The sequence below is a fragment of the Mycobacterium bulgaricum genome (assembly GCF_041287165.2).
GTDB classification, from domain to species: Bacteria; Actinomycetota; Actinomycetes; order Mycobacteriales; family Mycobacteriaceae; genus Mycobacterium; species Mycobacterium bulgaricum.
Genome location: NZ_JBGGKV020000001.1, coordinates 899,898 through 924,847, shown reverse-complemented (window position 1 = coordinate 924,847; position 24,950 = coordinate 899,898). Strand labels below are relative to the sequence as shown.

The 24,950-nt window shown below is 68.3% G+C and carries 28 protein-coding genes; 8 read left to right on the top strand and 20 right to left on the bottom strand.

Annotated elements, in window-relative coordinates; genetic code table 11:
• Positions 1-54 precede the first annotated feature (54 nt).
• Both ACAG24_RS04545 and ACAG24_RS04540 read left to right on the top strand, forming a co-directional pair.
• Positions 55-489: a cupin domain-containing protein gene (locus ACAG24_RS04545; protein ID WP_370471466.1), complete on the top strand. Its 435-nt coding sequence runs from the start codon at positions 55-57 to the stop codon at positions 487-489.
• A gap of 25 nt (positions 490-514) precedes the next feature.
• A complete protein-coding gene (locus tag ACAG24_RS04540) occupies positions 515-1,501 on the top strand; it encodes an NAD(P)H-binding protein (protein WP_370471465.1) in 987 nt (328 codons plus the stop codon).
• Positions 1,502-1,522: 21 nt separating this feature from the next.
• Here the strand turns inward: ACAG24_RS04540 and purF are convergent, their stop codons facing one another.
• Positions 1,523-3,055: an amidophosphoribosyltransferase gene (gene purF, locus ACAG24_RS04535; protein ID WP_370471464.1), complete on the bottom strand. Its 1,533-nt coding sequence runs from the start codon at positions 3,053-3,055 to the stop codon at positions 1,523-1,525.
• A 116-nt stretch (positions 3,056-3,171) separates the two neighbouring features.
• Positions 3,172-3,582, bottom strand: a complete 411-nt coding sequence (locus tag ACAG24_RS04530) for a sterol carrier family protein (protein ID WP_370471463.1) — start codon at positions 3,580-3,582, stop codon at positions 3,172-3,174.
• A gap of 88 nt (positions 3,583-3,670) precedes the next feature.
• Here ACAG24_RS04530 and ACAG24_RS04525 point away from each other — a divergent pair, with 88 nt between their 5' ends.
• Positions 3,671-4,075 carry a PPOX class F420-dependent oxidoreductase gene (locus ACAG24_RS04525; RefSeq protein WP_370471462.1) on the top strand — a complete coding sequence of 135 codons (405 nt, stop codon included), beginning with the start codon at positions 3,671-3,673 and terminating at the stop codon, positions 4,073-4,075.
• A 5-nt stretch (positions 4,076-4,080) separates the two neighbouring features.
• Here the strand turns inward: ACAG24_RS04525 and ACAG24_RS04520 are convergent, their stop codons facing one another.
• The 5 genes from ACAG24_RS04520 to ACAG24_RS04500 are packed head-to-tail and all read right to left on the bottom strand — an operon-like array spanning position 4,081 to position 10,372.
• The gene (locus tag ACAG24_RS04520) at positions 4,081-4,689 is read right to left on the bottom strand and encodes an Rv0804 family intramembrane glutamic endopeptidase (RefSeq protein WP_370471461.1); all 609 of its coding nucleotides are present in this window, start codon (positions 4,687-4,689) and stop codon (positions 4,081-4,083) included.
• The gene (locus ACAG24_RS04515; RefSeq protein WP_370471460.1) at positions 4,689-6,410 is read right to left on the bottom strand and encodes an alpha/beta hydrolase; all 1,722 of its coding nucleotides are present in this window, start codon (positions 6,408-6,410) and stop codon (positions 4,689-4,691) included. The genes ACAG24_RS04520 and ACAG24_RS04515 overlap by 1 nt, the downstream gene beginning before the upstream one ends.
• Entirely contained in the window at positions 6,407-8,725 is a 2,319-nt protein-coding gene (purL, locus tag ACAG24_RS04510) for a phosphoribosylformylglycinamidine synthase subunit PurL (protein ID WP_445206166.1), read from the bottom strand. Before purL ends, ACAG24_RS04515 begins: the two co-directional genes overlap by 4 nt.
• 31 nt (positions 8,726-8,756) lie before the next feature.
• Positions 8,757-9,098 (bottom strand): VOC family protein, encoded by a 342-nt coding sequence (locus ACAG24_RS04505; protein ID WP_370471459.1) that lies wholly within the window; start codon positions 9,096-9,098, stop codon positions 8,757-8,759.
• Between the two features lie 14 nt (positions 9,099-9,112).
• Complete coding sequence (locus ACAG24_RS04500; protein WP_370471458.1) at positions 9,113-10,372, bottom strand: M18 family aminopeptidase; 1,260 nt, start codon at positions 10,370-10,372, stop codon at positions 9,113-9,115.
• Between the two features lie 51 nt (positions 10,373-10,423).
• On the opposite strand from ACAG24_RS04500, the gene ACAG24_RS04495 reads away from it, so the two are divergent.
• Positions 10,424-11,428, top strand: coding sequence for a Dyp-type peroxidase (locus tag ACAG24_RS04495; protein ID WP_370471457.1), 1,005 nt, complete (start codon positions 10,424-10,426; stop codon positions 11,426-11,428).
• Positions 11,428-12,225, top strand: coding sequence for a family 1 encapsulin nanocompartment shell protein (locus ACAG24_RS04490; protein WP_370471456.1), 798 nt, complete (start codon positions 11,428-11,430; stop codon positions 12,223-12,225). The genes ACAG24_RS04495 and ACAG24_RS04490 overlap by 1 nt, the downstream gene beginning before the upstream one ends.
• A gap of 88 nt (positions 12,226-12,313) precedes the next feature.
• Here the strand turns inward: ACAG24_RS04490 and purQ are convergent, their stop codons facing one another.
• Genes purQ through ACAG24_RS04475 form a run of 3 tightly spaced genes read right to left on the bottom strand, consistent with a single transcriptional unit; the run spans position 12,314 to position 13,925 of the window.
• Complete coding sequence (gene purQ / locus ACAG24_RS04485) at positions 12,314-12,985, bottom strand: phosphoribosylformylglycinamidine synthase subunit PurQ (protein WP_445206165.1); 672 nt, start codon at positions 12,983-12,985, stop codon at positions 12,314-12,316.
• The gene (purS, locus tag ACAG24_RS04480) at positions 12,982-13,224 is read right to left on the bottom strand and encodes a phosphoribosylformylglycinamidine synthase subunit PurS (protein ID WP_370471455.1); all 243 of its coding nucleotides are present in this window, start codon (positions 13,222-13,224) and stop codon (positions 12,982-12,984) included. The genes purQ and purS overlap by 4 nt, the downstream gene beginning before the upstream one ends.
• 35 nt (positions 13,225-13,259) lie before the next feature.
• Positions 13,260-13,925, bottom strand: coding sequence for an ATPase (locus ACAG24_RS04475; protein ID WP_370471789.1), 666 nt, complete (start codon positions 13,923-13,925; stop codon positions 13,260-13,262).
• Positions 13,926-13,969: 44 nt separating this feature from the next.
• Between ACAG24_RS04475 and ACAG24_RS04470 the strand changes: the two genes are divergently transcribed.
• Positions 13,970-14,623, top strand: coding sequence for an MBL fold metallo-hydrolase (locus tag ACAG24_RS04470; protein WP_370471454.1), 654 nt, complete (start codon positions 13,970-13,972; stop codon positions 14,621-14,623).
• Entirely contained in the window at positions 14,624-15,226 is a 603-nt protein-coding gene (locus tag ACAG24_RS04465; RefSeq protein WP_370471453.1) for a hypothetical protein, read from the top strand.
• Here ACAG24_RS04465 and ACAG24_RS04460 read toward each other — a convergent pair.
• From ACAG24_RS04460 to ACAG24_RS04435, 6 genes are all read right to left on the bottom strand, one after another.
• On the bottom strand, positions 15,223-16,863 hold the full coding sequence (locus ACAG24_RS04460) for an FAD-binding dehydrogenase (RefSeq protein ID WP_370471452.1): 1,641 nt from the start codon (positions 16,861-16,863) through the stop codon (positions 15,223-15,225). The two genes, ACAG24_RS04465 and ACAG24_RS04460, sit on opposite strands and share 4 nt — an antisense overlap.
• Positions 16,864-16,889: 26 nt before the next feature.
• A complete protein-coding gene (locus ACAG24_RS04455; RefSeq protein WP_370471451.1) occupies positions 16,890-17,594 on the bottom strand; it encodes a DUF2334 domain-containing protein in 705 nt (234 codons plus the stop codon).
• A 78-nt stretch (positions 17,595-17,672) separates the two neighbouring features.
• On the bottom strand, positions 17,673-18,161 hold the full coding sequence (locus ACAG24_RS04450) for a glutathione peroxidase (RefSeq protein WP_370471450.1): 489 nt from the start codon (positions 18,159-18,161) through the stop codon (positions 17,673-17,675).
• A 10-nt stretch (positions 18,162-18,171) separates the two neighbouring features.
• Positions 18,172-18,753 (bottom strand): TetR/AcrR family transcriptional regulator, encoded by a 582-nt coding sequence (locus tag ACAG24_RS04445; protein WP_370471449.1) that lies wholly within the window; start codon positions 18,751-18,753, stop codon positions 18,172-18,174.
• A 16-nt stretch (positions 18,754-18,769) separates the two neighbouring features.
• A complete protein-coding gene (locus tag ACAG24_RS04440; protein WP_370471448.1) occupies positions 18,770-20,890 on the bottom strand; it encodes a S9 family peptidase in 2,121 nt (706 codons plus the stop codon).
• Positions 20,887-21,780 (bottom strand): phosphoribosylaminoimidazolesuccinocarboxamide synthase, encoded by an 894-nt coding sequence (locus ACAG24_RS04435; RefSeq protein ID WP_370471447.1) that lies wholly within the window; start codon positions 21,778-21,780, stop codon positions 20,887-20,889. The genes ACAG24_RS04440 and ACAG24_RS04435 overlap by 4 nt, the downstream gene beginning before the upstream one ends.
• A gap of 83 nt (positions 21,781-21,863) precedes the next feature.
• Between ACAG24_RS04435 and ACAG24_RS04430 the strand changes: the two genes are divergently transcribed.
• Positions 21,864-22,499: a hypothetical protein gene (locus ACAG24_RS04430; RefSeq protein ID WP_370471446.1), complete on the top strand. Its 636-nt coding sequence runs from the start codon at positions 21,864-21,866 to the stop codon at positions 22,497-22,499.
• Here the strand turns inward: ACAG24_RS04430 and ACAG24_RS04425 are convergent.
• The 4 genes from ACAG24_RS04425 to purB are packed head-to-tail and all read right to left on the bottom strand — an operon-like array spanning position 22,496 to position 24,895.
• Positions 22,496-22,696 carry a mycothiol transferase gene (locus ACAG24_RS04425; RefSeq protein WP_374150757.1) on the bottom strand — a complete coding sequence of 67 codons (201 nt, stop codon included), beginning with the start codon at positions 22,694-22,696 and terminating at the stop codon, positions 22,496-22,498. The two genes, ACAG24_RS04430 and ACAG24_RS04425, sit on opposite strands and share 4 nt — an antisense overlap.
• Positions 22,693-22,854, bottom strand: a complete 162-nt coding sequence (locus tag ACAG24_RS04420; protein WP_374150756.1) for a hypothetical protein — start codon at positions 22,852-22,854, stop codon at positions 22,693-22,695. The genes ACAG24_RS04425 and ACAG24_RS04420 overlap by 4 nt, the downstream gene beginning before the upstream one ends.
• Positions 22,851-23,429 carry a DUF1707 SHOCT-like domain-containing protein gene (locus tag ACAG24_RS04415; protein WP_370471444.1) on the bottom strand — a complete coding sequence of 193 codons (579 nt, stop codon included), beginning with the start codon at positions 23,427-23,429 and terminating at the stop codon, positions 22,851-22,853. Before ACAG24_RS04415 ends, ACAG24_RS04420 begins: the two co-directional genes overlap by 4 nt.
• A 38-nt stretch (positions 23,430-23,467) precedes the next feature.
• Positions 23,468-24,895 (bottom strand): adenylosuccinate lyase, encoded by a 1,428-nt coding sequence (purB, locus tag ACAG24_RS04410; RefSeq protein WP_370471443.1) that lies wholly within the window; start codon positions 24,893-24,895, stop codon positions 23,468-23,470.
• Between the last annotated feature and the right edge of the window lie 55 nt (positions 24,896-24,950).

Here is a 24,950-nt window from a genome sequence, read left to right as displayed (position 1 = left end):
GCATTCCTCGCGAATTGCCGCCAGTAGGTGTTGTGGTGTGACAGCGTGCCCTGCATGAACAGAGCGAAGGTCGCCGGGCTCGGGCTGGCGGCCCTGACTGTCGGTTCGCTGGCAGTCGTCCCCGTTTCTCATTCGACACCACCCGTCGGCGCACACGCCGTCACACTTTCGCAGAACACGGTCGACGGCATCGACTACGTCACACGCGAGATCACCATCGCGCCCGGCGGGAGCACCGGCTGGCACTATCACGACCCGACCGTCTACGGGATCATCCGCAGCGGCACCCTCACGCGGACGCTGGCGAACTGCCAGGTAGACGGCGTCTTCCCGGCCGGCTCCGCGGTGGCCGAGGGGCAGGGGCCCGGGCACGTCCACGTCGGCCGCAACCTGGGGACGGAGCCGCTGGTGATGTGGGTGAATTACGTCGCCCCCGCCGGCACGCCGCTGGCGGTCGAGGTGCCCGATCCGGGTTGCGGGTTTGCCTGACGCGCGAACGGGTCATCCCCGCGCCATGCCTTCTGAGGATGTTCGCTGCCTGGTGACGGGTGCGACCGGTTATATCGGCGGCCGACTGGTGCCCGCGTTGCTCGATCGGGGCCTCGCGGTGCGGGCCATGGCGCGCACCCCGTCGAAGCTGGACGGCGCCGAGTGGCGCGATCGGGTGGAGGTGGCGCGGGGCGACCTGACCGATCCCGACTCGCTGGTCGAAGCGTTCGACAGCGTGGATGTCGTCTACTACCTCGTCCACTCGATGGGGACGTCGAAGGACTTCGTCGAGGACGAACGGCGCTCGGCCCACAACGTGGTCGACGCGGCGAAGAAGGCGGGCGTGCGGCGCATCGTGTACCTCAGCGGTCTGCACCCCGAGGGCACGGCGCTGTCCCGCCACCTGGCGTCCCGGGTGGAAGTCGGCGAAATCCTGCTGAAGTCCGACATCGAGACGATCGTGCTGCAGGCGGGCATCGTCATCGGGACGGGATCGGCGTCGTTCGAGATGATCCGGCACCTGACCGACCGTCTGCCCGTGATGACGACCCCGAAGTGGGTGCACAACAAGATCCAGCCGATCTCGATCGACGACGCGCTGCACTACCTCGTCGAGGCGGCGACGGCGGATGTGCCGTCGTCGCGGACGTGGGACATCGGCGCACCTGACGTTCTCGAGTACGGCGACGCGATGCAGGTGTACGCGGAGGCGGCGGGGTTGGCGGCGCGCCGTTTCGTGGTGCTGCCGTGGTTGACGCCGACGCTCGCGAGCCGGTGGGTGGGGCTGGTGACGCCGATCCCGTCGGGGCTGGCGCGCCCGCTGGTGGAGTCCCTGGAGTGCGATGCGGTCGCGCACGAGAACGACATCGACGCGGTGATCCCGCCTCCCGCGAAGGGATTGACCGGTTACCGGGAGGCGGTGCTGCAGGCGCTTGAGCGAGAAGGCAACGCTGCCAAGGGCTCCCGCCGTCGGCTCCTTCAGTTCACATCGGCGAAGGGGACGCTGAACTAGGGTCTGCGCGACGGCCGGCCGTCAGGGACGGCGCAGCGCCGACGCGTTGTCGTTGGTGGCCTGCAGCGGAACACCGGTACGGGCCGCAGTGGCCAGCATGTGCTCGACGACGTTCTTGCCCAGCGCTGTCTCGCCGGGGAGCTCGATGGGATACACCCCGTCGAAGCACGCCGAGCACAGCCGCGACGCGGGTTGCTCGGTGGCCGCGATCATGCCTTGCTTGGAGATGTAGCCCAACGTGTCGGCACCGATCGCGTGGCGCACGCCGTCGAGCATGTCGTCTTCGTCGGCCGAGTTGCTCGCGGCGTTGGCGATCAGCTCGGCGGGGGTCGCGAAATCGATGCCGTAGAAGCACGGCCACTTCACAGGCGGGGATGCGATGCGCACGTGCACCTCGACAGCGCCGGCCTCACGCAGCATCCGGATGAGGGCGCGCTGGGTGTTGCCGCGCACGATCGAGTCGTCGACGACGATGAGCCGCTTGCCGCGGATGACCTCGCGCAGCGGGTTGAGCTTGAGGCGGATACCCAGCTGGCGGATGGTCTGTGACGGTTGGATGAAGGTGCGGCCGACGTAGGCGTTCTTCATCAGCCCCTGGCCGAACGGGATCCCGGATTCCTGCGCGTAGCCAACCGCGGCAGGGGTGCCGGACTCGGGGACGCCGATCACCAGGTCGGCGTCGACCGGCTTCTCGCGGGCGAGACGGCGGCCGATGTCGACACGGGTCGCGTGCACCGAGCGCCCGACGATCGTGCTGTCGGGGCGGGCCAGGTAGACGTACTCGAAGACGCAGCCCTTGGGCGTGGGGTTGGCAAAGCGCGTGGAGCGCACCCCGTCGGCGTCGATGGCCAGCAGTTCGCCGGGTTCGATGTCGCGGACGAAGGAAGCGCCGACGATGTCGAGCGCGGCGGTCTCGGAGGCGACCACCCAGCCGCGGTCGAGACGGCCCAGTGAAAGCGGGCGCACGCCGTAGGGGTCGCGCGCGGCGTAGAGGGTGTTCTCGTCCATGAAGGTCAGGCAGAAAGCCCCGCGGACGGTGGGAAGCAGTTCCAGGGCGGCCTGCTCCAGCGAGGAGTCGGCGGCGCCATGGGCGAGAAGTGCGCCGAGGATGTCGGAGTCGGTGGTCGCGGTGGCGGCGCCGCGGTTGCTCATCAGCCCCTCGTCGCGCGCCCTGGCCGCGAGTTCGGCGGTGTTGACGAGGTTGCCGTTGTGGCCGAGCGCGACGCCGGTGCCGGCAGCGGTGTTCCGGAAGACCGGCTGGGCGTTCTCCCACGTGGTGGAGCCGGTGGTCGAGTAGCGGCAGTGGCCGACGGCGACGTGACCGGGCATCGCTGCCAGCGTCTGCTCGTCGAACACCTGGCTGACGAGGCCGAGATCCTTGAACACGAGAACTTGGGACCCGTCCGCGACGGCGATGCCCGCAGCCTCCTGGCCCCTGTGTTGCAGGGCATACAGTCCGTAGTAGGTGAGCTTCGCCACCTCCTCGCCGGGCGCCCAGACCCCGAATACTCCGCACTCTTCCTTCGGCTCGTTCTCAAGCTGCTCGGCGGTCACGATCAGGCTGCTCCCTGGGGCTGTGGGTGACGTCGGCCAGTCTACGGTGAACGGGGGCGAAACGCGGAATCAGGCGACGGTGTGCTTCTGGTTTTGTCGCTGGGAACAACAAGGTTTCACCGTTGCCGCATTCCGTCACCCGGCAGCGCGACGAGCGGGAGGGCACCGGCGATCTCCGCCGCCCGTGAACCCGACATCTGCAGCGCGCCGGAGGCGGCCGCGTCGGCGAGCGACGTCAGCCCGGTGGCCAGCAGCAGCCAGGTCCTGGCATCGGTCTCGACGACATTGGGCGGGTTGCCCCGGGTGTGCCTGGGACCCTCGATGCACTGGACGGCCACGAACGGCGGCACCCGCACCTCCACGGCCGCCCCCGGCGCAAGCGCGGCGAGGGTCCTCGCCGTGGCACGGACCGCGTCGGCGAGCTCGGCGCGGCCGGGTGCCGCCACGGCGTCGTCACGCAACCAGTCGGCGACCGCCGCGACGGCGGCGCGGGTCTTCACCGGATCAGCGGTGCGGCGTGCGGCCATGGTTCAGGTTCTCAAGCGTGTGGTGGCCGACTTGCACCGCCCCGTCACCCTTGACCTCAACTCTTCTTCAGGTTTTACGGTGACGCGCATGACCTTCACCCCATTGGAGATCGAGTTCATGAAGCAGGCCGACCTCGGCCGCCTCGCCACGATCCAGCCCGACGGTACGCCGCAGAACAGCCCGGTCGGCTTCACCGTCAACGAGTCGCTCGGCACCGTCGACATCGGCGGCTACGAGATGGCGAAGAGCCGTAAGTTCCGCAATCTCGCCGTCAACGACCGGGTGGCCTTCGTCGTGGACGACATCACGTCTCACGATCCGTGGCGTGTTCGGTGCCTCGAGATCCGCGGCACCGCAACGCAAGCCGAGGTCGACGGCCGCGCGATCATCCGCATCGCACCCCGCAAGGTGATCAGCTTCGGGATCGACGACCAGAAGACCGAGCCCCACGACCTGGTGGTGCATGTCCGCAACGTGCCCGTGGCGAGCTAGCGCGTTCACCGGGAAACGGCCAGTGCCGCAACAGCTCCCGCTTCATTGATGGTGAGGTGGGCCAGCATCGGCGCGGCCAGGCTGCCCGACCGTGCGTAGAGCCATGCGAACACCCAGCCTGCCACGCCGGTGACGAACACCGTCAAGGGCACCGACTCCCCCGCGGCGCGGGCATCGGGGATGTGGGACAGGCCGAACACCGCGGCAGTGAACAGGCGGCCCCTCGAATCTCCGAACGCGCGGGCGGCGGCGCCGCCGAGGGCAGCGCGGTAGACGACCTCCTCGGACCACACGGTCCCGAGCGGGATGCGAAGCAGAAGCCACCGCGCCGCCGGGGCGGGCAGTTCCCGCGCGGCCATGCCCGCCCGCACCGGCGGGATGCGGGTGCCCGCAGCGACGGCGAGCACCACCGGCACGGCGGCCGCGCCACCCCATCGCAGTCCCTGCCACAGCTCGGGCGGCCGCATCCCCATCGGCGCGCGGGCCACAGCAGCTACCGCGGCGCCGAACAGCGCCTGCGGCAACGGGTTCCACTTGGACGCGAGTCGTGGCGCGATTGCGCTCCAGCCGAGCAACACCGCCGCGAGCGCGCCGACGCGGAGTCCGTCGCGCACTAGTAGTCGCCGCCCTCTGATTCGGTCTCCTCCAGCGCGACGCGGATCCGCTCGGTGTCGTCGCGCGTCCAGCCATCGGGCGGCGCGGCACCAGCCCACCCGTCCAGGATGAAGTCGCCGTAGTTGTGTCCGTGCCCGCCCGGCACCGAGGAGGCGTTGGTCATGTCGGCGGCCACCTGCCAGAACGTGATGATCGGGTACCACCGCATCGACCTGCTGCGGTCGCGCCCCGGCGGTTCGGACAACCAGTCGGGCCGGGTGAACAGCAGGTCCTGTGACCACCAGACGATCGGATCCGAAGAGTGTTGCAGGAACAGCACTCTGGGCTCATCCCATGGCTGCGCCGCGTCGGCGGCGATCTGCGCGGCATCGTTGCCCTGCGAGAACCGCACGGTGCGTCCGTCGTCGTAGCGCGGTTCCACCTCCGGCGTGCCGGGATCGCGGCGCACCGTGATGCCGTGCCACAGCGGGCTCGCGTTGGGTGGGCCCACCCACAGCACCGACGAGAACCCCATCCGGGAGATGTCCGGCAACCAGTCGAACGCGCCCTGACCTGCCATCGATCCCAGGCTCTCGCCGTAGAGCACGAGCCGCGGGCGCCGGTCCTCGGGCAGCTGCGCCCACCGTTCGTGAACGGCCTCGATCATCATCCGGCCCGATTCCATGGACTTCTGCCGGTCACCCAGGAACGAGATCCAGCTGGGTAGATAGGAGTATTGCGAGCCGACGATCGCGGTGTCGCCGTTGTACATCATCTCCAGTGACCGCGCCGCGATCGGGTTGATCCAGCCTGTCCCCGTGGTGGGTGCGATGACGAGCACTTCGCGGTCGAAGGCCCCGGTACGTTCGAGTTCGCTGAGCAGCACCGCCATTCGAGCTTCTTCGGTGTCGGCGGTCTGCAGGCCGACGTACGCGCGGATGGGTTCTCGTGCGGGCCTGCCGTTGATGCGGGCCAGTTCGTCGGCGTGCGGTCCGGAGCCCACGAAGTTGCGCCCCTGAAATCCCAGGGTGTCCCAGGCGGCGAAAGATTGTGGGCTTCCTGATCTTTCGGCTTCCTCCGGCTGGACGACACCCTCTCTGGTCGTCGTGTTCTGCGGTTGGAAGACCCGGTTGGCGCCGGCGAGGAACCCGCGCACGAGCACACCGTTGACGAGGGTGATCACGAGAACGACGACGACCGCCGTGCCGATGAACAGCGCCATCTCGTCGGAGAGGCGCCAACGGCGAATCAGGACGCGCGCCATCGTCTTGATGAGGTCGATCAGAACCCGCGCCGTGGCGATGCACAGGCCCGCGACGGCGATGGCGATGAGAATGAGTCGCAGATAACTCGACGTGCTCGGACCTTCCATGCCCATCAGCGACGAGACCTGGCGTTGCCACGCCGCCGCGGGGATCACCATCAATACGCAGGCGCCCGCGGACACGACCACCGTGGCGGCCTTGAGCGTGTAGAGAACTTTCGGCGGGGGCGGCCACCAGGTGCGGTTTCTGAGCACGAACCGCCGCAGCATCCGTTCGACGAACACGCCGATGCCGTAACCGATCGCGGCGTTGATGCCGCCGATCAGACCCTGGAACAGCCAGTCCCTGGGCAGCAGCGACGGGGTCAGGGACAGGCAGAAGAACAGCGCGCCGAGCGCGACACCGGTGAAGTCGAGGCGAAGCAGCCGCCACGCCCACACGTAGGCGGGATGTTTCTCAGTGTCGCTCGCGCTCACCCGAACAGCCCGGGCAGCACACCCTCCGACGTGCGCCGCAACTCCTCAAGGGTCACGGTGAACTGGCCCTGCACCTCGATCCCGGGTTCGCCGCCCTCAGGGCCCTGGTCGACGACGCCGACGCGGGTCGCGGGCAGCCCGCGTGCTTCGCACATCGCGGTGAAACGGCTCTCCTCGGTGCGCGGCACCGCGACGAGCACTCGGCCGGCGGATTCGGAGAACAAGAAGACAAACGGGGCCGTGCCTTCTTGAAACGATTCGGGAAGCACGATTCGGCAACCGGTTTCGCCGGCCAGCGACGCCTCGACCGCCGCCTGGATCAACCCGCCCTCGGACAGATCATGCGCGGCGGACACCAGGCCGTCCCGCGACGCGGCGGTCAGCACCTCGGCCAGCAGTTGCTCGCGCGCGAGATCGACCTTGGGTGGCACGCCACCCAGGTGACCGGCGCTGACCTGCGCCCAGATCGAGCCGTCGAATTCGTCGTGGGTGTCGCCCAGCAGGATCAGCGTCTCTCCCGGTCCGGTGCCGAAACCGGTCGGGATGCGCCGCTTCACATCGTCCAGGATTCCGAGGACCCCGACCACCGGGGTCGGCAGGATCGCCGTGGTGCCGGTCTGGTTGTAGAAGCTGACATTGCCCCCTGTGACCGGAATACCCAGTGCTGCAGCACCATCGGCGAGGCCGCGGACAGCCTGGGAGAATTGCCACATGACGCCGGGGTCCTCGGGCGAGCCGAAGTTCAGGCAGTTGGTGACCGCGACGGGTGTGGCGCCGGTGACCGCGACGTTGCGGAAGGCTTCGGCGAGGGCCAATTGCGCGCCGGTGTAGGGGTCGAGCGCGGTGTAGCGCCCGGACGCGTCGGTGGAGATCGCGATGCCGCGGCCGCTCTGTTCGTCGACGCGCAGCACGCCGCCGTCGGCGTGCTCGGCGAGCACGGTGTTGCCGCGCACGTAGCGGTCGTACTGCTCGGTGATGAATGCGCGGCTGCACAGGTGCGGGCTGCCGACCATGGCCAGCAGCGTCGCGCGCAGTTCGTCACCGGTCGACGGGCGCTTCAGCGACGCCGTGGTGTCGGCGACGAGTGCGTCCTGGCTGGCGGGACGCTCGACCGGCCGCTCGTAGACGGGGCCTTCGTGGGCCACGGTGCGCGGCGGCACGTCGACGACAGTCTCTCCGTGCCAGGTGATCTCGAGCCTGCCGCTGTCGGTGACCTCACCGATGACGGTGGCCAACACGTCCCACTTGCGGCACACCTCCATGAACGCGTCGACGTTCTCCGGGGTGACGACCGCGCACATGCGCTCCTGCGACTCGCTGGACAGGATCTCGGCGGGCGTCATGTTGGTCGCGCGCAGCGGCACGGTCTCCAGTTCGACCCGCATACCACCGTCACCGGCTGAGGCCAGTTCCGATGTCGCACAAGACAACCCGGCACCGCCGAGGTCTTGGATACCGACCACCAGGTCGCCCGCGTACAGATCGAGACAGCACTCGATGAGAACCTTCTCGGTGAACGGGTCTCCCACCTGGACACTGGGCAGCTTCTTGCGTCCCGCCCCGCTTTCGTCGCCACCGAAGGTCTCCGACGCGAGCACCGAGACGCCGCCGATGCCGTCGAGCCCGGTACGCGCACCGAACAGGATGATCTTGTTGCCAGCGCCCGAGGCGAACGCCAGTTTCAGGTCTTCTTTGCGCAGCACGCCGACGCACAGCGCGTTGACGAGCGGGTTGCCCGCATAGCTGGCGTCGAAGATGGTCTCGCCGCCGATGTTGGGCAGCCCCAGCGAGTTTCCGTAGCCGCCGATGCCACGCACCACGCCGTCGAGGACGCGGCGGGTGTCGGGGGCGTCGGCCGCCCCGAACCGCAGCTGGTCCATGACCGCTACCGGCCGGGCGCCCATCGCCATGATGTCGCGCACGATGCCGCCGACGCCGGTCGCGGCGCCCTGGTACGGCTCGATGTAGGACGGGTGGTTGTGGGACTCCACCTTGAATGTGGCGGCCCAGCCGTCGCCGATGTCGACGACGCCCGCGTTCTCACCGATGCCCGCGAGCATCTTCTCGCGCATCTTCTCCGAGGTGGTCTCACCGAAGTAGCGCAGATGCACCTTCGACGATTTGTACGAGCAGTGCTCGCTCCACATCACCGAGTACATGGCCAGCTCGGCGTCGGTGGGCCGACGGCCGAGGATTTCCCGGATGCGCGCGTACTCGTCGTCCTTGAGCCCGAGTTCCCGGAAGGGCTGGGGTTGGTCGGGAGTGGCGGCGGCCCGCTCAACGGTGTCTACCTCTTGGGTCAACCCAGACGTCACCGCGCCAGTCTAGCCAGCGACCGCGTGCGACTCAGGACACACAGAATGCGTTGCCCTCCGGGTCGGCCATCACCACCCATTCGAATTCGGGGCCGAAGTTGTTGCGTCCGGTCTCCGTGGCCCCCAGCTCGACCAGGCGAGAGACCTCGGCCTCGCGGTCCTCGGCGTGGAAGTCCAGGTGGACCTTGTTCTTGCCGGGCGTCGGGTCGGGCACCCGCTGGAAGCCGAGCGTCGGGCGTCCTTCACTGGCGACCATCACGAATTCGCCTGGCGCAACGGCATTCACGTCCCCACCCGCGGCCTTGGCCCACCAGTCGGCAAGCCCGTCGGGATCCACACAATCGAAGGTGATCATCTCCACTTTGATGGCCATGATCCGACCCTAGGTCAGCCCGGCGACAGAAACGCCGCAAGTGCGGCGGAATAGTCCGCGACATCGGCTGCGCCCATCACCTCGCGCGCGGAATGCATCGCCAGCTGGGCAGCGCCCACGTCGACGGTGGGAATGCCGGTGTTCGCCGCGGTCATCGGTCCGATCGTCGAGCCGCAGGGCAGGTCCGCCCGGTGCTCGTAGCGCTGCAGCGGCACCCCGGCCTGCTGGCAGGCCAGCGCAAATGCTGCCGCGGTGCGGCCGTCGGTGGCGTAGCGCAGGTTGGGCTGGACCTTGAGCACCGGACCGGCGTTGACCTCGATGAGGTGGCCGGGCTCGTGACGCTCCGGGTAGTTCGGGTGGGTGGCGTGCGCCATGTCGCCGGAGGCGACGATGGAGTCGGGCAGGCGGCGCAGGAAGTCCTCGCGGCTGCCGCCCGCGGCGAGCGTGATGCGTTCCAGCACGGTCAGCAGCAGGTCGGACTGGGCTCCGTGGTCGGACTGCGAACCGACCTCCTCGTGGTCGAACAGGACCAGCACGGGCACGACGCCCCGGGGTTGCGCCGTGAGGAATGCCTCCAGCCCGGCGTAGCAGGTCGCCTGGTTGTCCAGCCGTGGTGCGCTGACCAGGTCGCCGTCGGCGCCGACGAGGCGGGACGGGTTGATGTCGTGGGTCATCAGGTCGAAGCCGAGTACGTCGTCGGGGTCGACGTCGGCGCGCGCGGCGACGTAGTCGAGGAATGGCCCGGCGCCGGTTCCGACGCCCCAGACAGCGTTGACGTGCCGCTGCGGGTTGAGCTCGACACCTTTGCGGTCCTCGGAGAGGTGGATCGCCAGCTGTGGCACCCGCAGCAGCGGCTCGTCGATCCGCACCAGGGTGTGCCGGATCGAGGTGCCGTCGCGCGCCGAGAGCCGGCCGCTGACGCCGAGGTCGCGGTCCAGCCAGGAGTTGAGCCATGCGCCGCCGTAGGGCTGTAGCGCGACAATCTGCCAGCCGGACACGAAGCGGTCGGGGTGCTGCTTGACCCGCAGGTTGGGGCTGTCGGTGTGGGCTCCGACGATCCGGAACGGTGCGGCGGCGTCACCGTCCCGCGAACGCCACGCGATCAGCGATCCGGCACGCACCGCGAAGTGGTCGCCCGCACCCGGCCACGGGTCACTCTCCGCGAGCTCGGTGAATCCGGCGCCCAGCAGCCGGTCCGCGGCGGTGCGGCACGCGTGGAAGGGCGACGGCGAGGCGTCGATGAATTCGCAGAGTCCCTGGGGGCTAGCTGGCATCTTTCCATCTTGGCCGGTGATTCCGTTGATCTTGACGCTAGGGTCCATTTCGTGCCACGCCCGCAGCCCATCCTGACGCCCCTGACACCGGCGGCGATCTTTCTTGTGGCGACCATCGACGAAGGGGGCGAATCGGTCGTCCACGACGCACTCGCCGGCTTCAGCGGGCTGGTCAAGGCCGTGGGTTTCCGGGTGCCCGACGCCCATCTGACGCTCGTGGCAGGCGTCGGCTCCGATGCGTGGGACCGGCTGTTCACCGGTCCGCGGCCCGCGAAGCTGCACCGGTTCGTCGAGCTCAGGGGGGAGCGTCACCACGCCCCCTCGACCGATGGCGATCTACTGCTCCACATCAGGGCCGGCTCGCTCGACGTGTGCTTCGAACTCGGCGGCAGGCTGCTCTCGTCGATGGCAGGGGCGGTGACCGTCGTCGACGAGGTCCACGGCTTCAAATTCTTCGAGCAGCGCGACCTCCTCGGGTTCGTCGACGGCACCGAGAACCCCGACGGTCCCGACGCGGTCGATGCCGTCCAGATCGCCGACGACCCCGACTTCGCAGGCGCCAGCTATGTCCACGTGCAGCGCTACACCCATGACATGGATGCCTGGAATGCGTTGAGCGTCAACGAACAAGAGCTTGTCATCGGTCGCACGAAGCTCGAGGACATCGAGCTCGACGACGATGTGAAGCCCGCCAACTCGCACGTCGCGCTGAACACGATCGAAGACGAGGACGGCAACGAGCTCGCGATCATGCGCGCCAACATGCCGTTCGGCACCCTCGGGAACGGCGAATCGGGGACGTACTACATCGCCTATTCCGCCGATCCGGCCGTCACCGAGCGGATGCTCACCAACATGTTCCACGGCGATCCGCCGGGCAACACCGACCGGATCCTGGATTTCTCGACGGCGCAGACCGGTGGAATGTTCTTCGTCCCCACGATCGACTTCCTCGACGATCCGCCGCCACTGCCCGTCGATGAACCCGAAACCATCTCTACAGCAACCGTTTACGACGGATCCCTGGCGATCGGCAGCCTGAAAGGACACCCTTGATGAACAACCTGTACCGCGAGCTCGCACCGATCACCGATGCGGCGTGGGCCGAGATCGAGCAGGAGGCGACGCGCACGTTCAAGCGCCATATCGCCGGCCGGCGGGTGGTCGACGTCAGCGAGCCGGGCGGGCCCGTGACGGCGGCGGTGAGCACAGGTCACCTACTCGACGTGCTGCCGCCCGGCGACGGTGTCGTGGCACATCTGCGGGACGCGAGGCCGCTGGTCCGGCTGCGGGTGCCGTTCACGGTGAACCGCAGCGATATCGACGACGTCGAGCGCGGGTCGCAGGATTCCGATTGGGACCCTGTCAAAGACGCCGCCAAGAAGCTCGCATTCGCCGAGGACAGGGCGATCTTCGAGGGCTACGAGGCCGCGCACATCACCGGCATCCGCAAATCCAGCTCGTGCCCGAACCTCGCTCTGCCCGAGGACCCCCGCGAGATCCCCGACGTCATCAGCCAGGCGCTGTCTGAGCTGCGACTCGCCGGCGTGGACGGCCCGTACAGCGTGCTGCTGTCGGCCGACGTGTACACCAAGGTCAGTGAGACCACGGCGCACGGCTATCCGATCCGCGAGCACCTCAACCGGCTCGTCGACGGCGACATCATCTGGGCGCCCGCCATCGACGGCGCCTTCGTGTTGTCCACGCGCGGAGGCGATTTCGATCTTCAACTGGGCACCGACGTGTGCATCGGCTACCTGTCACACGACGCCGAGACGGTGCAGCTGTACCTGCAGGAGACCCTGACGTTCCTGTGCTACACCGCCGAAGCGTCCGTCGCGCTCAGCGCCTGAGACCTGCACCGCGAGCGCGCGTGTCTGCACGCCGACGCGCCGCAGTCCGTGGTCTTTCGCGCACGCTCGCGGCGCATCAGCGTGGGGCTCAGGACACCAAAACCGCGTCCAGCGCGGAGTAGAACAGCCCGAGCCCGTCGTCGGACGGACCCGTCAAGGCCTCGGTGGCGTGCTCGGGATGCGGCATCAGGCCGACGACGCGCCCGTTGGCGGAGCTGATGCCCGCGATGTCGCGCATCGACCCGTTGAGGTTCTCGCGGTACCGGAACACCACGCGGCCTTCGCCCTCGAGTTCGTCGAGCACGTCTTCGCTCGCGACGTAGCGGCCCTCGCCGGACTTCAGCGGCACCAGCAGATCAGCGCCCTGTTCGTAGCGCGTCGTCCACGCCGAGGTGTTCGACGCGACCTCGAGCCACGTGTCACGGCAGATGAAGTGCAGCCCTGCGTTGCGGGTCAGTGCCCCCGGCAGCAGGCCCGCTTCGCAGAGCACCTGGAATCCGTTGCAGATCCCCAGCACCGGCATACCTTTGCCCGCTGCCTCGACGACGGAGCCCATGACCGGCGCGAACCGCGCGATGGCGCCGCAGCGCAGGTAGTCGCCATAGGAGAAGCCGCCGGGAACGACGACCGCGTCGACACCCTTGAGGTCCGCGTCGGCGTGCCACAGGTTGACCGCCTCGGCTCCGGCCAATCGGACCGCGCGGGCTGCATCGATGTCGTCGAGGGTGCCGGGGAATGTGATGACGCCCACTCGGGTCACGACGAGCCCTCCCGGCTGATCGTCCAGTCCTCGATCACCGTGTTGGCGAGCAGGGATTCGGCGATCTCCGCGAGCTTGTCGTCATCGACGTCACCGTCGACGTCAAGCTCGAATCGCTTGCCCTGCCGCACATCTGAGATTCCGTCGAAGCCCAGCCGGCCGAGTGCGCCGACGATGGCCTGCCCCTGCGGGTCCAGGATCTCCGCCTTCGGCATGACGTGTACCACCACTTTTGCCACGGCGACACTCTACCTGCGCCGACAGGCGCTTCGCTTCACCGGCACGAGCCCAGGTAGGCCTCGCAGAGGGGGGCCGCCATCGCGTCGAACACCTCCGTGTCGGGCCTGACCCCGCCCCACTCCACGCTCGGCGGGACGGTGGACCACAGCGCCAGCTCGACCAGTGAGCTGCTGGCCGGATCGACGATCAGGTAGGTGCGCATGACGCGGCGGCCGCCGTCGCTGATCACCGCCGCAAGATCCATCGCGGTACTGGTGGTGATCGATGGAGATACCTCCGCCGCGGTCATCTGGCACGACGCCAGCGCCATCCGGGCCCATTCGAGTGATTGCAGCGCATCCCGGCCACCGGTCACGGTGTCCCCCCGCCAGTGGATGACCTGTACGTGCAGGTTCCACTGCCCGGGAGGGTTCGCGACGTCCGCATGGGCGGCGACCGCGAAGTCGCGGGGATCGGTGTCGCGGCCGGGGGTCGCGCACCACGACTCGAATTCGAACCGGGGCGTCGTGACCGCGACGGCGAGGCCGGCGAGATGCGGCCAGCGATAGATTCCGGATAGCGGGACCGAGCCGGACGCCATCCACGCCGAGGCGGGGATGGTGTCGCACAGCGGCGGGCAGGCACCCGGCGCCGACTGCGCCAACCTCGGTGTGGCCACGAGCCCCGACACCATAATGGCCAGCGCGAACAGCAATCGCACGTACACCTGCACCCCCACATGCCGCTGCGCGCCAGAATATAGGGATGCAGCTCACACATTTCGGACATTCCTGCCTCTTGGCGTGTTTCGACAACGCCTCGGGGGACGCGACCACCGTGCTGTTCGATCCGGGCACTTTCTCGCACGGATTCGAAGGTGTCACCGGCCTGTCCGCGATCTTGATCACCCACCAGCACCCCGACCACGCCGACACCGACCGACTGCCTGCACTCGTCGAGGCCAACCCGCAGGCCGCCCTGTACGCCGATCCGCAGACAGCGGCTCAACTGGGCGGTGCGTGGCAGGCGGTCAACGTCGGCGACCAGCTGTCCATCGGGCATCTGACGGTGCGCGGCGCAGGCGGCACACATGCGGTGATCCATCCGGAAATCCCTGTGATCGACAATATTTCGTATCTCGTCGGCGACGGCGAGCATCCGGCCAAGCTGATGCACCCCGGTGACGCGCTGTTCGTTCCGGATGAGCCGGTCGACGTCCTCGCGACTCCGGCTGCCGCCCCGTGGATGAAGGTCTCCGAGGCGGTCGACTATCTTCGCGCGGTCGCACCGACGCATGCGGTGCCGATCCACCAGGCGATCATCGACCCGGTCGGTAGGCCGATCTTCTACGGGAGGCTTTCCGAGATGACCGACACCGACTTCCAGGTGCTCGAGCAGGAGAGCGCGCGGGAGTTCTAGATGCCGCGTGTGGCTTTCACCGGGTACATCGCCGGATTCGGTACCCGCGCCGGCGTCCGGATGGTGGTGGGCTCGTGGCAGGATTCGCCGTTCGGCGCCTTCGCCGACGTAATGGTCGAGGACACCGATGGCCTCCGCACACTGCTGGCACCCAATGCCCAGATCGCCGAATTCGTCTCGCAGACATACACGTTCGATCAGGTGAGGACCGGAACGGTCACCGTCGGCCACAGCGCGGACGCCTTCACGGTGGCAGGGCCCGGGCTTGAGCTGGCCGGAGAGCTCGGCGGGCCTGCGCCGTTCGACTGGCTGTTGAGGATGGTCCCCGCGCCGTTGTCGCGCGCTCCCCTGTGGCTGCGCGCGATCAACCCCGTTGCATCGCGGCTCGTCGCGGGTGTGCGGACTGCGGGCACTGCCGGCAACGGCAGGCGGGAGTACTACGGCGTGCGCCGAACCCGACGCATCGTCGCCGTGCGGGGCACCTTCGGCGGCGTCGACCTCGGAGGTGTCGCCGACCTCGATCCCCCCGTGCGGTTCGGCTTCTCGTCCGCACCTTCGACGCCACAGCAGGTCGTGGTGACGACCACGATCGACCTTCCTTAACCGACCGCCTTCGCGGCGGCGCGGCCCGCGGCGCGCCCGGAGAACACGCAGCCGCCGAGGAACGTCCCCTCCAGCGACCGGTACCCGTGCACACCCCCGCCGCCGAACCCCGCGGCTTCACCGGCCGCGTACAACCCCGGCAACGCCGAGCCATCGGCGCGAAGCGCGCGTCCGTCGAGATCGGTTTCCATGCCGCCCAACGACTTCCGCGTGAGGATGTGCAGCTTGACCGCGATCAGTGGCCCCGCCTTGGGGTCGGTGAGCCGGTGCGGGGCGACGACGCGGCTGAGCCGGTCGCCCAGGTAGCCGCGTGCCGCGCGGATGGCGGTGATCTGGCCGTCCTTGGTGAATTTGTTGGCCACCTCGCGGTCGCGGGCGGTGACCTCGGCCTCCACCACGTCGAAGTCGAGCGGGGCGACGTCGGGGACGGCGTTCATCTTCGTCACCAGTTCGCGCAGCGTGGTCGCGCTGACGAAGTCCACCCCCTTGTCGACGAACGCGTGCACCGGCGCGGGGCCTTTGCGACTGCGCTCCATCACGGCGCGGATGCTGCGTCCGGTCAGGTCGGGGTTCTGTTCCTGCCCCGACAGGCCGAACTCCTTGGCGATGATGCGGGCGTTCAACACGAACCACGTGTAGTCCTGGCCGGTCTGCGCGATGTACTCCAGCGTGCCGAGCGTGTCGAACCCGGGGTAGAGCGGCACCGGTAGTCGCTTGCCGTGCGCGTCGAGCCACAGTGACGACGGGCCCGGCAGGATGCGGATCCCGTGGCGGGCCCAGATCGGGTCGTAGTTGGTGATTCCCTCGGTGTAGTGCCACATCCGGTCTTTGTTGATGACGTTCGCACCGGCGGTCTCCGAGATCTCCAGCATGCGGCCGTCCACGTGGGCGGGCACGCCGCTGAGCAGTTGTTCGGGGACGCGGCCCATGCGCGTGGGCCAGTACTTGCGGACGAGGTCGTGGTTGCCGCCGATACCGCCACTGGCCACGATCACCGCCTGTGCGCGAAAATCGAACTCTCCCACCGTTTCCCGTGACGAAGGAGCACCGCGTACCGCGGTCGACGGCTCCAGCACCGCACCACGCACACCGGTCACTGCACCGTCGTCGACGAGCAGTTCGTCGACGCGGTGGCGGTGCGCGAACCGCACCAGCGGATTCCCCACGAGCCGGCGCGCGAAGATGTCGACCAGCGCTGGGCCGGTGCCCCAGGTGATGTGGAACCGCGGCACCGAGTTGCCGTGCCCGTTGGCGTCGTAGCCGCCCCGTTCGGCCCAGCCGACCAGCGCGAACGTCTGCAATCCGCGATCGCGCAAGAAGCTGCGCTTCTCCCCCGCAGCGAAATCGACGTAGGCGTGCGCCCATTGCCGGGGCCAGTGGTCTTCGGGTCGGTCGAACCCGGCGGAGCCCAACCAGTCCTGCAGAGCCAGTTCGTGGCTGTCGCGGATACCCCAGCGGCGCTGTTCGGGACTGTCGACGAAGAACAGCCCCCCGAACGACCAGAAGGCCTGGCCACCGATGTTGGCCTCGTTCTCCTGGTCCACGATCAGCACGCGGCGGCCGCGTTCGACGAGCTCACATGCGGCGACCAACCCTGCCAGGCCAGCTCCCACCACGATGACATCAGCATCAGCCATGACGCCAATGTATCGAGCGGAGGTGTCTACGCGGCGTCAGTCAGCGCCGGAAGGGGCCTCCATTCGTAGACGGTCGGCACGCAGTCGTGCATGAGGGACAGATCGACCGCGTCGAGCATGGCCTGCCGCGGGCCCGGCCTGCGCAAATGACGTGCGGCCACGGCGACGCGCACGATGCCGTCGCGCCGGGCGGTGCGGTCGGCGGACATCACCAGGGTGCGGCACCACCAGGGTTCGGTCAGGAACCCTTCGCCGATACCGAGCACACGTCCGCGCGCAGTGTCCTGCCGAACCAGGTCGGTGATCCCGCCCAGGCCGGCGACCAGCCGGAAACCGTTGCGCGGCAATGCCGTCAGGGTGCCCTGTGAGACGTTCCAGCCCGGCGCGGCGAAGAGCCGGGTGCGCAGACCGAGGTGTTCGAGGGTGCGGTCGGCCCCCATGAGCCGCAGATTGGCCTCGTGGGCGGGCAGCGTCGCGAATTCGCCTCGCCGCGTCTTGGTGGCCGCTTCGTCGAAGCCGTGCAGCACGATGGCGTCGCCGTCGACCCGCTGGTCGACGAGCCAGCCGACGGTCCGGGGGTCGCGATCGAGGCGATACCCGTCTTTGAGCCGCGGCGCGACCAGGAACGATGCGGGGACCCCGCGGTCTTCCAGTTGGGTGCGGAATGCGACGACATCGGCGAGCGTGCGGTCGCTGATCCCGGAAATCGAGACGATCAGTTGTCCTGCCACGTCCGCAGTGTCGCAACGTCAGGTGTCCTGATGGTGGACAACACTCCGCGGGCAGGTGTCCACGCGACAAGCACGGGGCTATCGCGGCAGGACGTCCTCGATGGCCGCGATCACCTCGGGGGCTCCGGGTTCCGTGCGTGGCCGAAACCTCTTCACGACGTTGCCACCCGGGGCGACCAGGAACTTCTCGAAGTTCCACTGCACGTCGCCCGCCTCGCCGCCGTCGTCGACGGCCTTGGTCAACTCGGCGTAGAGCGGATGCCTGTCCGCACCGTTGACGTCGGTCTTCTCCAGAAGGGGGAAGGTGACACCGTAGTTGGTGGAGCAGAACGTCTGAATCTCCTCGGCGCTGCCCGGCTCCTGGCCCATGAACTGATTGCACGGCACCCCGACCACCGTGAGACCCCGGCCGCCGTAGTCCTTGGCCAGCTGTTCCAGGGCGGTGTACTGCGGCGTCAGCCCGCATTTCGACGCGACGTTCACGATCAGCGCTGCGCCGTCGGCCAATTCGGCCAGAGTGGTCGAACGGCCGTCCAGTGTGGTGAGCGGGATTTCGGTGAGGGTCATCACGCGAACGCTACTCGTCGTCCGCGTCCCCGACCGGACCCGGTGTGAAGAGCATGCGGGCGACCCGCTGGGCGGTGGCGACGGCGTCGGCGTCGCGGTCGATGGCGTCGTTGAGCCACAGCATCGCGAAACCGTGCACCAGCGACCATGCCGCGAGCCCGGCGGCCTGCGGATCCTCCTTGGCCCGCGCGTCGTCGAGGGTGCCGACACCCGCGGCGAGTTCCGCGCCCGCGGCGGCCTGAGCGGCGACGAGTTCCGGATCGTCGGGGTTGACGAGCGACCGGTCGAACATCACCTCGTAATGCCCCGGGTGCTCGACGGCGAACCGGACGTATGCCAGTGCAGCGTCCAGAAATTCGGGTGTGGACTCGGCGAGCGCGGCCGCCAGCATCCGCCACCCCTGCGCGGCGAGCGCGCTGAACAACCCGCGCCGGTCGGTGAAGTGGTGGGCCGGCGCGGCGTGTGACACCCCTGCGGTGCGGGCCAGTTCACGCAGCGAGACACCGTCGGCTCCGCGTTCGGCGACCAGGACCGCCGCCTGCGCCAGGATGGCGGCCTTGAGGTCGCCGTGGTGGTAAGAGCCCCTGGTCATGCCGATGTCCTTGCGGTCAGCCGGAGTGTTCGGCTTTCGCGACGTCGAGAAGCCACGCGTACTGGAACGCGGCTTCCTTCCACCGCTCGTAGCGCCCGCTGATGCCTCCGTGCCCGGCGTTCATCTCGGTCTTCAGCAGCACCTTGGCTGCCTCACCGGCGGGGTCGATCTGCGCGTGACGCAGCGCCGCAACCCATTTCGCCGGTTCGACGTAGTACACCCTGGTGTCGTTGAGGGAGGTCATCGCCAGGATCGCCGGATAGTTCCTGGTTTCCACGTTCTCGTACGGCGAGTACGACTTCATGTACCGGTAGACCTCGGGATCCTCCAGCGGATTGCCCCACTCGTCCCACTCCGTCACGGTCAGCGGCAGCGACGGATCCAGGATCGTGGTCAACGGATCGACGAACGGCACGGCGGCGAGGATGCCGGCGAACAGGTCGGGCGCCATGTTGGCCACCGCGCCCATCAGCAGGCCGCCCGCACTGCCGCCGTAGGCCACGAGGTGCTCCGGCTTCGTGACGTCGGTCCCGACGAGATGGGCGCCGACCGAGATGAAGTCGGTGAACGTGTTGCGCTTCTCCAGCATCTTGCCGTGCTCGTACCACGGGCGGCCGAGTTCACCGCCCCCGCGCACATGGGCGACCGCGAAGATCATGCCGCGGTCGAGCAGCGACAGCCGCGCAATCGAGAAACGAGGGTCCTCACAGGACTCGTACGCGCCGTAGCCGTACAGCAGCACCGGGGCGGGGTACTGCAGCCCCGCCCGGTGGATGATCGAGATCGGAACGCGGGCACCGTCCGACGCGACAGCCCAGTCACGCTTTTCGACGTAGTCCTCAGGGCGGTAGTCGCCCAGCACCGGCTGTTCGCGCAGCAAGGTCCGTTCACCGGTGGCCAGATCGAGATCGTAGATGCGGACCGGTGTGACGAAAGACGTTGCGCCGATTCGCATCTTCGGCGCACTCCAGTTCGGATTGGCCGACAGCCCGACCGACATCAGCTCAGAGTCGAAGGTGATGTCCTGAGCCTCACCGTATCCGTCGTCGAGCAGCGGCCACAGCTGGATGCGGGGCAGCGCGTCCTTGCGATAGCTCAGGACGAGGTGGCCGTCGAATGCGTCGACGGCGTCCAGCCGCTGGTCCTCGCGATGCTCGATCAGCGTTCGGGTGGCGGTGGGATCGCTGACGGGCGCCTCGACGAGGGTGAAGTTCTCGGCGCCGTCGTTGTGCAGGATCAGGAAACGGTCTTCACCGCCGACGACCGCGTGCTCGATCGAATATTCGACGGAATCCCTTCGCGGCCAGACAATGTCGAACTCCGCCTGTGGATCGGCGGCGTCGGCGTAGCGCAGCTCGGAGGTCACTGCACTGCCCGCGGCGATGATGACGTACTTGTTGCTGCGCGTGCGCCCGACGCCGATCCAGTAGCGCTCGTCGGCCTCGTGGTAGACCCGCTCGGCGGGCTGACCGGATCCGAGCCGGTGCCGCCACACCGTGTCGGGGCGCCAGGCGTCGTCGACGGTGACGTAGTAGACGGTGGCGTTGTCCGCGGCCCAGGTCGCGCCGGCGCCGATGCCGACGATCTCGTCGTCGTAGCGCTCCCCGGTGCGCAAGTCCTTGAAGCGCAGCGTGTATCGCTCGTCGCCCTTGACGTCGACGGAGTACGCGAGGATGTTGCCGTCCACGCTCACGCTGGCGGCGCCGAGCGAGAAGAAGTCGTGACCTTCGGCTTCGACGTTCTCGTCGAGCAACACCTGCTCGCCGGGGATCTCGATGTTCTCGTCGAGCTGCGGCGGGGTCCAGTCGTCGGGATCGGTGACGGGACAACGGCATTGCACGCCGTACTGCTTGCCCTGGAAACTTCGCCCGTAGTACCACCAGTCGCCCCGACGGGTGGGCACCGACAGGTCGGTCTCCTTGGTACGGGCCTTGATCTCGTCGAAGATCTTCTGCCGCAACGGAGCAAGGTCTGCGGTCACATGGTCGGTGAACGCGTTCTCCGCCTCGAGATAGTCGACGACGTCCTTGCTCTCTTTTTCCCGCAACCACTCGTACGGATCGATGAAGACGTCCCCGTGGTGCTCCCGGCGGGTGTCGACCCGCTTCGCGATGGGTGCCTTCACGTCGCCGCTCACGCGGTGCCTCCAATCCAGTCGTCGAACCTCAGTCCCGAAATACGTTCGTAGGCCTCGATGTAGCGCGCCCTGGTGGCCTCGACGATCTCCGTCGGCAACGGCGGCGGTGGCTGATCGCCGTGCCGGTCCCACCCCGACTCATCGCTGGTGAGCCAGTTGCGCACGAACTGCTTGTCGAAGCTGTTCTGCACCTGGCCCACGACGTAGTCGTCGGCGGGCCAGTAGCGCGACGAGTCCGGTGTGAAGACCTCGTCGGCCAGCGTGAATTCGCCGCGGGCGTCGACCCCGAATTCGAACTTGGTGTCCGCGACGATGATGCCTTTGCTCAGCGCGTGATCGGCACCCTGGGCGTAGGTCGCCAGCGTGAGGTCACGCAACCGTGCTGCGCGCTCGGCGCCGATGAGGTCGACGACGTCGTCGAAGGTGATGTTGACGTCGTGCTCGCCCAGGTCGGCCTTGGTGGCCGGGGTGAACAACGGCTCGTCGAACTTGCTGGCTTCGACCAGACCGGACGGCAGCCCGATTCCGCAGACCTCACCTGTGTTCTGGTAGTCGATCAACCCGGAACCGGTGAGGTAGCCCCGTGCGACGGCCTCGACGGGCAACATCTCCAGCTGTTTGACGACGAGCGCGCGGCCGAGCACGTCTTCGGGGATGCGTTCGTCGTCGGGGGGCCCGGCCAGGTGGTTGGGGGCGTCGACGAGACCGAAGAAGAACACGCTCATCGCCGTGAGCACACGGCCCTTGTCCGGGATCAGCGAGTCGAGGATGTGGTCGTAGGCCGAGATCCGGTCCGACGCGACGAACAGCAGGTGCCCGTCGTCGATGCGGTACAGCTCACGAACCTTGCCGCTGGCCAGATGCTGATAGTCGGACAGAGCGGGACGCATCGGGCCAGCCTATCGGTCCAGCGTAGGCGTCCCCCAACCGAAGGGCGAGCGAAGCGACGGGCGAGCATGCTGTGATCGAGCGCATGAAATCTCGGTGGATTCCGTACGCCTCGACGCCGGTGCGCCTGTTGTGGCAGTTGGTCAGCGACATCGTGGTGATCGCCTGGACGGCCAGCTGGGTCTGGGTGGCCAGCGCGGTGTATTCGGCGGTGGCGACCATCGCCGAGTTCGGATACCAGGTGGAAAGTGGCGCCAACGGCGTCGCGGGCAACCTCGACAACGCCGGAAACAGCGCCGACGACGTCCCGTTGATCGGCGGCGCGCTCGCGGGGCCGCTGCGGGGCGCAGGCGACGCCGCCCGCGAGATCTCCGGGGCGGGCCAGTCCCTCGGGGTGACGGCGGGGTGGCTGGCCTGGCTGCTCGCACTGGCGGTCGCGGCACCGCCGATCCTGGCGTTGATGATGCCCTGGTTGTTATTGCGATTGCGATTCTTCCGCCGCAAGTGGACCGCGGTGACGCTGTCGTCGACGGTGGCCGGTGAGGAACTTCTGGCCCTGCGTGCGTTGGCGAATCGGCCGCTGCCCAAGCTCGCCGCCGTGAGCCCGGATCCGGTGGGGGCCTGGCGCAACCAGGATCCCGTCGCCATCCGCGGGCTGGCAGCCCTGGAGTTGCGGGCATCGGGCATCCGCGCAGCGAACCTCAAACGTGCGCCCGACTAGCGACCGGCGGTCCCGTCGATCTGTTCGCGCAGGATGTCGAGATGCCCCGCGTGGCGCGCCGTTTCCTCGATCAAGTGCGCCCGCGCCACGGCGTCTTCGTAGTCGGCGATCACCGACTCGGCCGCCTGGAACGTCGCGGGCCAGTCGGCATCCTCGCCGAGGAACATGAACCGTTCGACGTGCGCGAGATGGTTCACCAGACCCAGACAGTGCGTGCCTGACGGCACGCCGGGTGTGCGCACCGCGGGCTCGCGAGCTTGGCGGCGACACGGGACCTCAGATAGTCGAGAAAGCCGACCAGCGTGTCCTTTTCGCTGCCGTCCGTGCCCGGCGGCGGGGTGTCGCGGCGGTTCACTTCAGCAGCCGCTTCAGTGTGGTGCCGAACGGGTGCCTGGCGGTGACCGATCCGAATCGCACCTTCCCGGTGACGACGACGTGCAGGGAACGCGACGGCGGGCTCGACGTGACCTTGACGGTCGTGGACGACGCGACGTTGCCGACACCGTTCAGGTCGGCAGTCGCACCGTCGGGCAGGATCAGCTCCGTGGAGCTGAAGTAGTCGTCGACGTCGATCCGCACCACCGGGCCTGGCAAAACGGCCGAGGTGAAATCCAGTGTGGTGGAACACATCCGGGTGACCAGACGTAGCTGCGGCGGCACGGTCCACCGGCCCTTGCGGGAGATCCCCGACATCCAGCTGCTCAGCACCTCGGGTGAGGCAGGCACCGGTGCGGCATCGCGGCGGATGTGCGGAAGGTCGGCGATGACGGTGTCCAGCTCGCGGCGGGTTCGTGCCCCGATGACGACGTCGACCCGTTCGGTGTACTCGTCGAGGGTCAGCATGCCCTGCCCCACGGCGTGCTCGAGGATCTGAGTGACCGCGGCCCGGTCGGCGTCGGAAGCCCTGATGTCGGGTTGTCGAGAGTCCACCGAACCCAGACTAGGCTACCGCCGCAACGCTTTCCGGCTCAGAGGATCGCGCCCGAGGTGTACTTCGCCGCTTCGGGGTACCGCCCGACCAGATCGTCGACCGCAGCAACCACCCGGTCGACCTGGTCGGCCGCGGCCCCACTGAACACCTGTTTGTCGGCCAGCGCAGCATCGAGCGCCACGCGGTCCAGCGGCAGCCGGGGATCCGCGGCGAGCCGATTCAGCAGGTCGGGTTCGGCTCCGCGCTCACGCATGGCCAGCGCCACTGCCACCGCGTGTTCCTTGATCACCTCGTGGGCGGTCTCCCGGCCCACCCCGGCGCGTACTGCCGCGATGAGGATCCTGGTGGTGGCCAGGAACGGCAGGTAGCGGTCGAGTTCGCGCTGGATCACCGCGGGGTACGCCCCGAATTCGTCGAGCACCGTCAGGAACGTCTCGGTCTGGCCGTCGAGGGCGAAGAACGCATCCGGCAGCGCCACCCGGCGGACCACCGAGCAGAACACGTCGCCCTCGTTCCACTGCGCACCGGCGAGTTCGGCGGCCATCGACCCATAGCCCCGCAGCACCACCTGAAGGCCGTTGACCCGCTCACACGAGCGGGTGTTCATCTTGTGCGGCATCGCCGACGAGCCCACCTGGCCGGGTGCGAAACCTTCGGTGACGAGTTCGTGGCCGGCCATCAGCCGGATGGTGTGTGCCAGCGACGACGGCCCGGCGCCCAGCTGCACGAGGGCCGACACGACGTCGTGGTCCAGTGAGCGCGGATAGACCTGCCCGACGCTGGTGAACACCTCGGTGAAGCCGAGGAACTGGGCGACGCGGGTCTCGAGGTCGGCCAGCCGTTCGGTGTCCCCGTCGAACAGGTCGAGCATGTCCTGGGCGGTACCCATCGGGCCCTTGATGCCGCGCAGCGGGTAGCGCCTGATGAGCTGTTCGACCCGCTGCAGGGCGACGAGCAACTCCTCGGCGGCCGACGCGAAGCGCTTGCCGAGCGTGGTGGCCTGCGCTGCCACGTTGTGCGAGCGCCCGGCCATCACGAGGTCGCGGTAGAGCGCCGCGCGCTCGGCCAGCCGGGCGACGACGGCGACACCGTGGGCGTGGACGAGTTCCAGCGACCGCCGGATCTGCAACTGCTCGACGTTCTCGGTCAGGTCCCGGCTCGTCATGCCTTTGTGCACGTGCTCGTGGCCGGCGAGTGCGTTGAACTCCTCGATGCGGGCCTTCACGTCGTGGCGCAGCACGCGCTCCCGAGCGGCGATCGAGGCAAGGTCGACGTTCTCCAGCACCCGTTCGTAGTCGGCGACGACGCTGTCGGGGACGTTTGAATTTCCGGCGCCCAACTCCTTCTGGGCCTTCAATACGGCCAGCCACAACCGCCGCTCGGCGACGATCTTCGCCTCGGGTGACCAGATCGCCACCATCTCCTCGCTGGCGTAGCGGTTGGCCAGGACGTTCGGGATGCTCACGAACACACAGCTTAGAAGCACCCCGTCGTGCCGGACCTACGGCACAGTAGAGGCC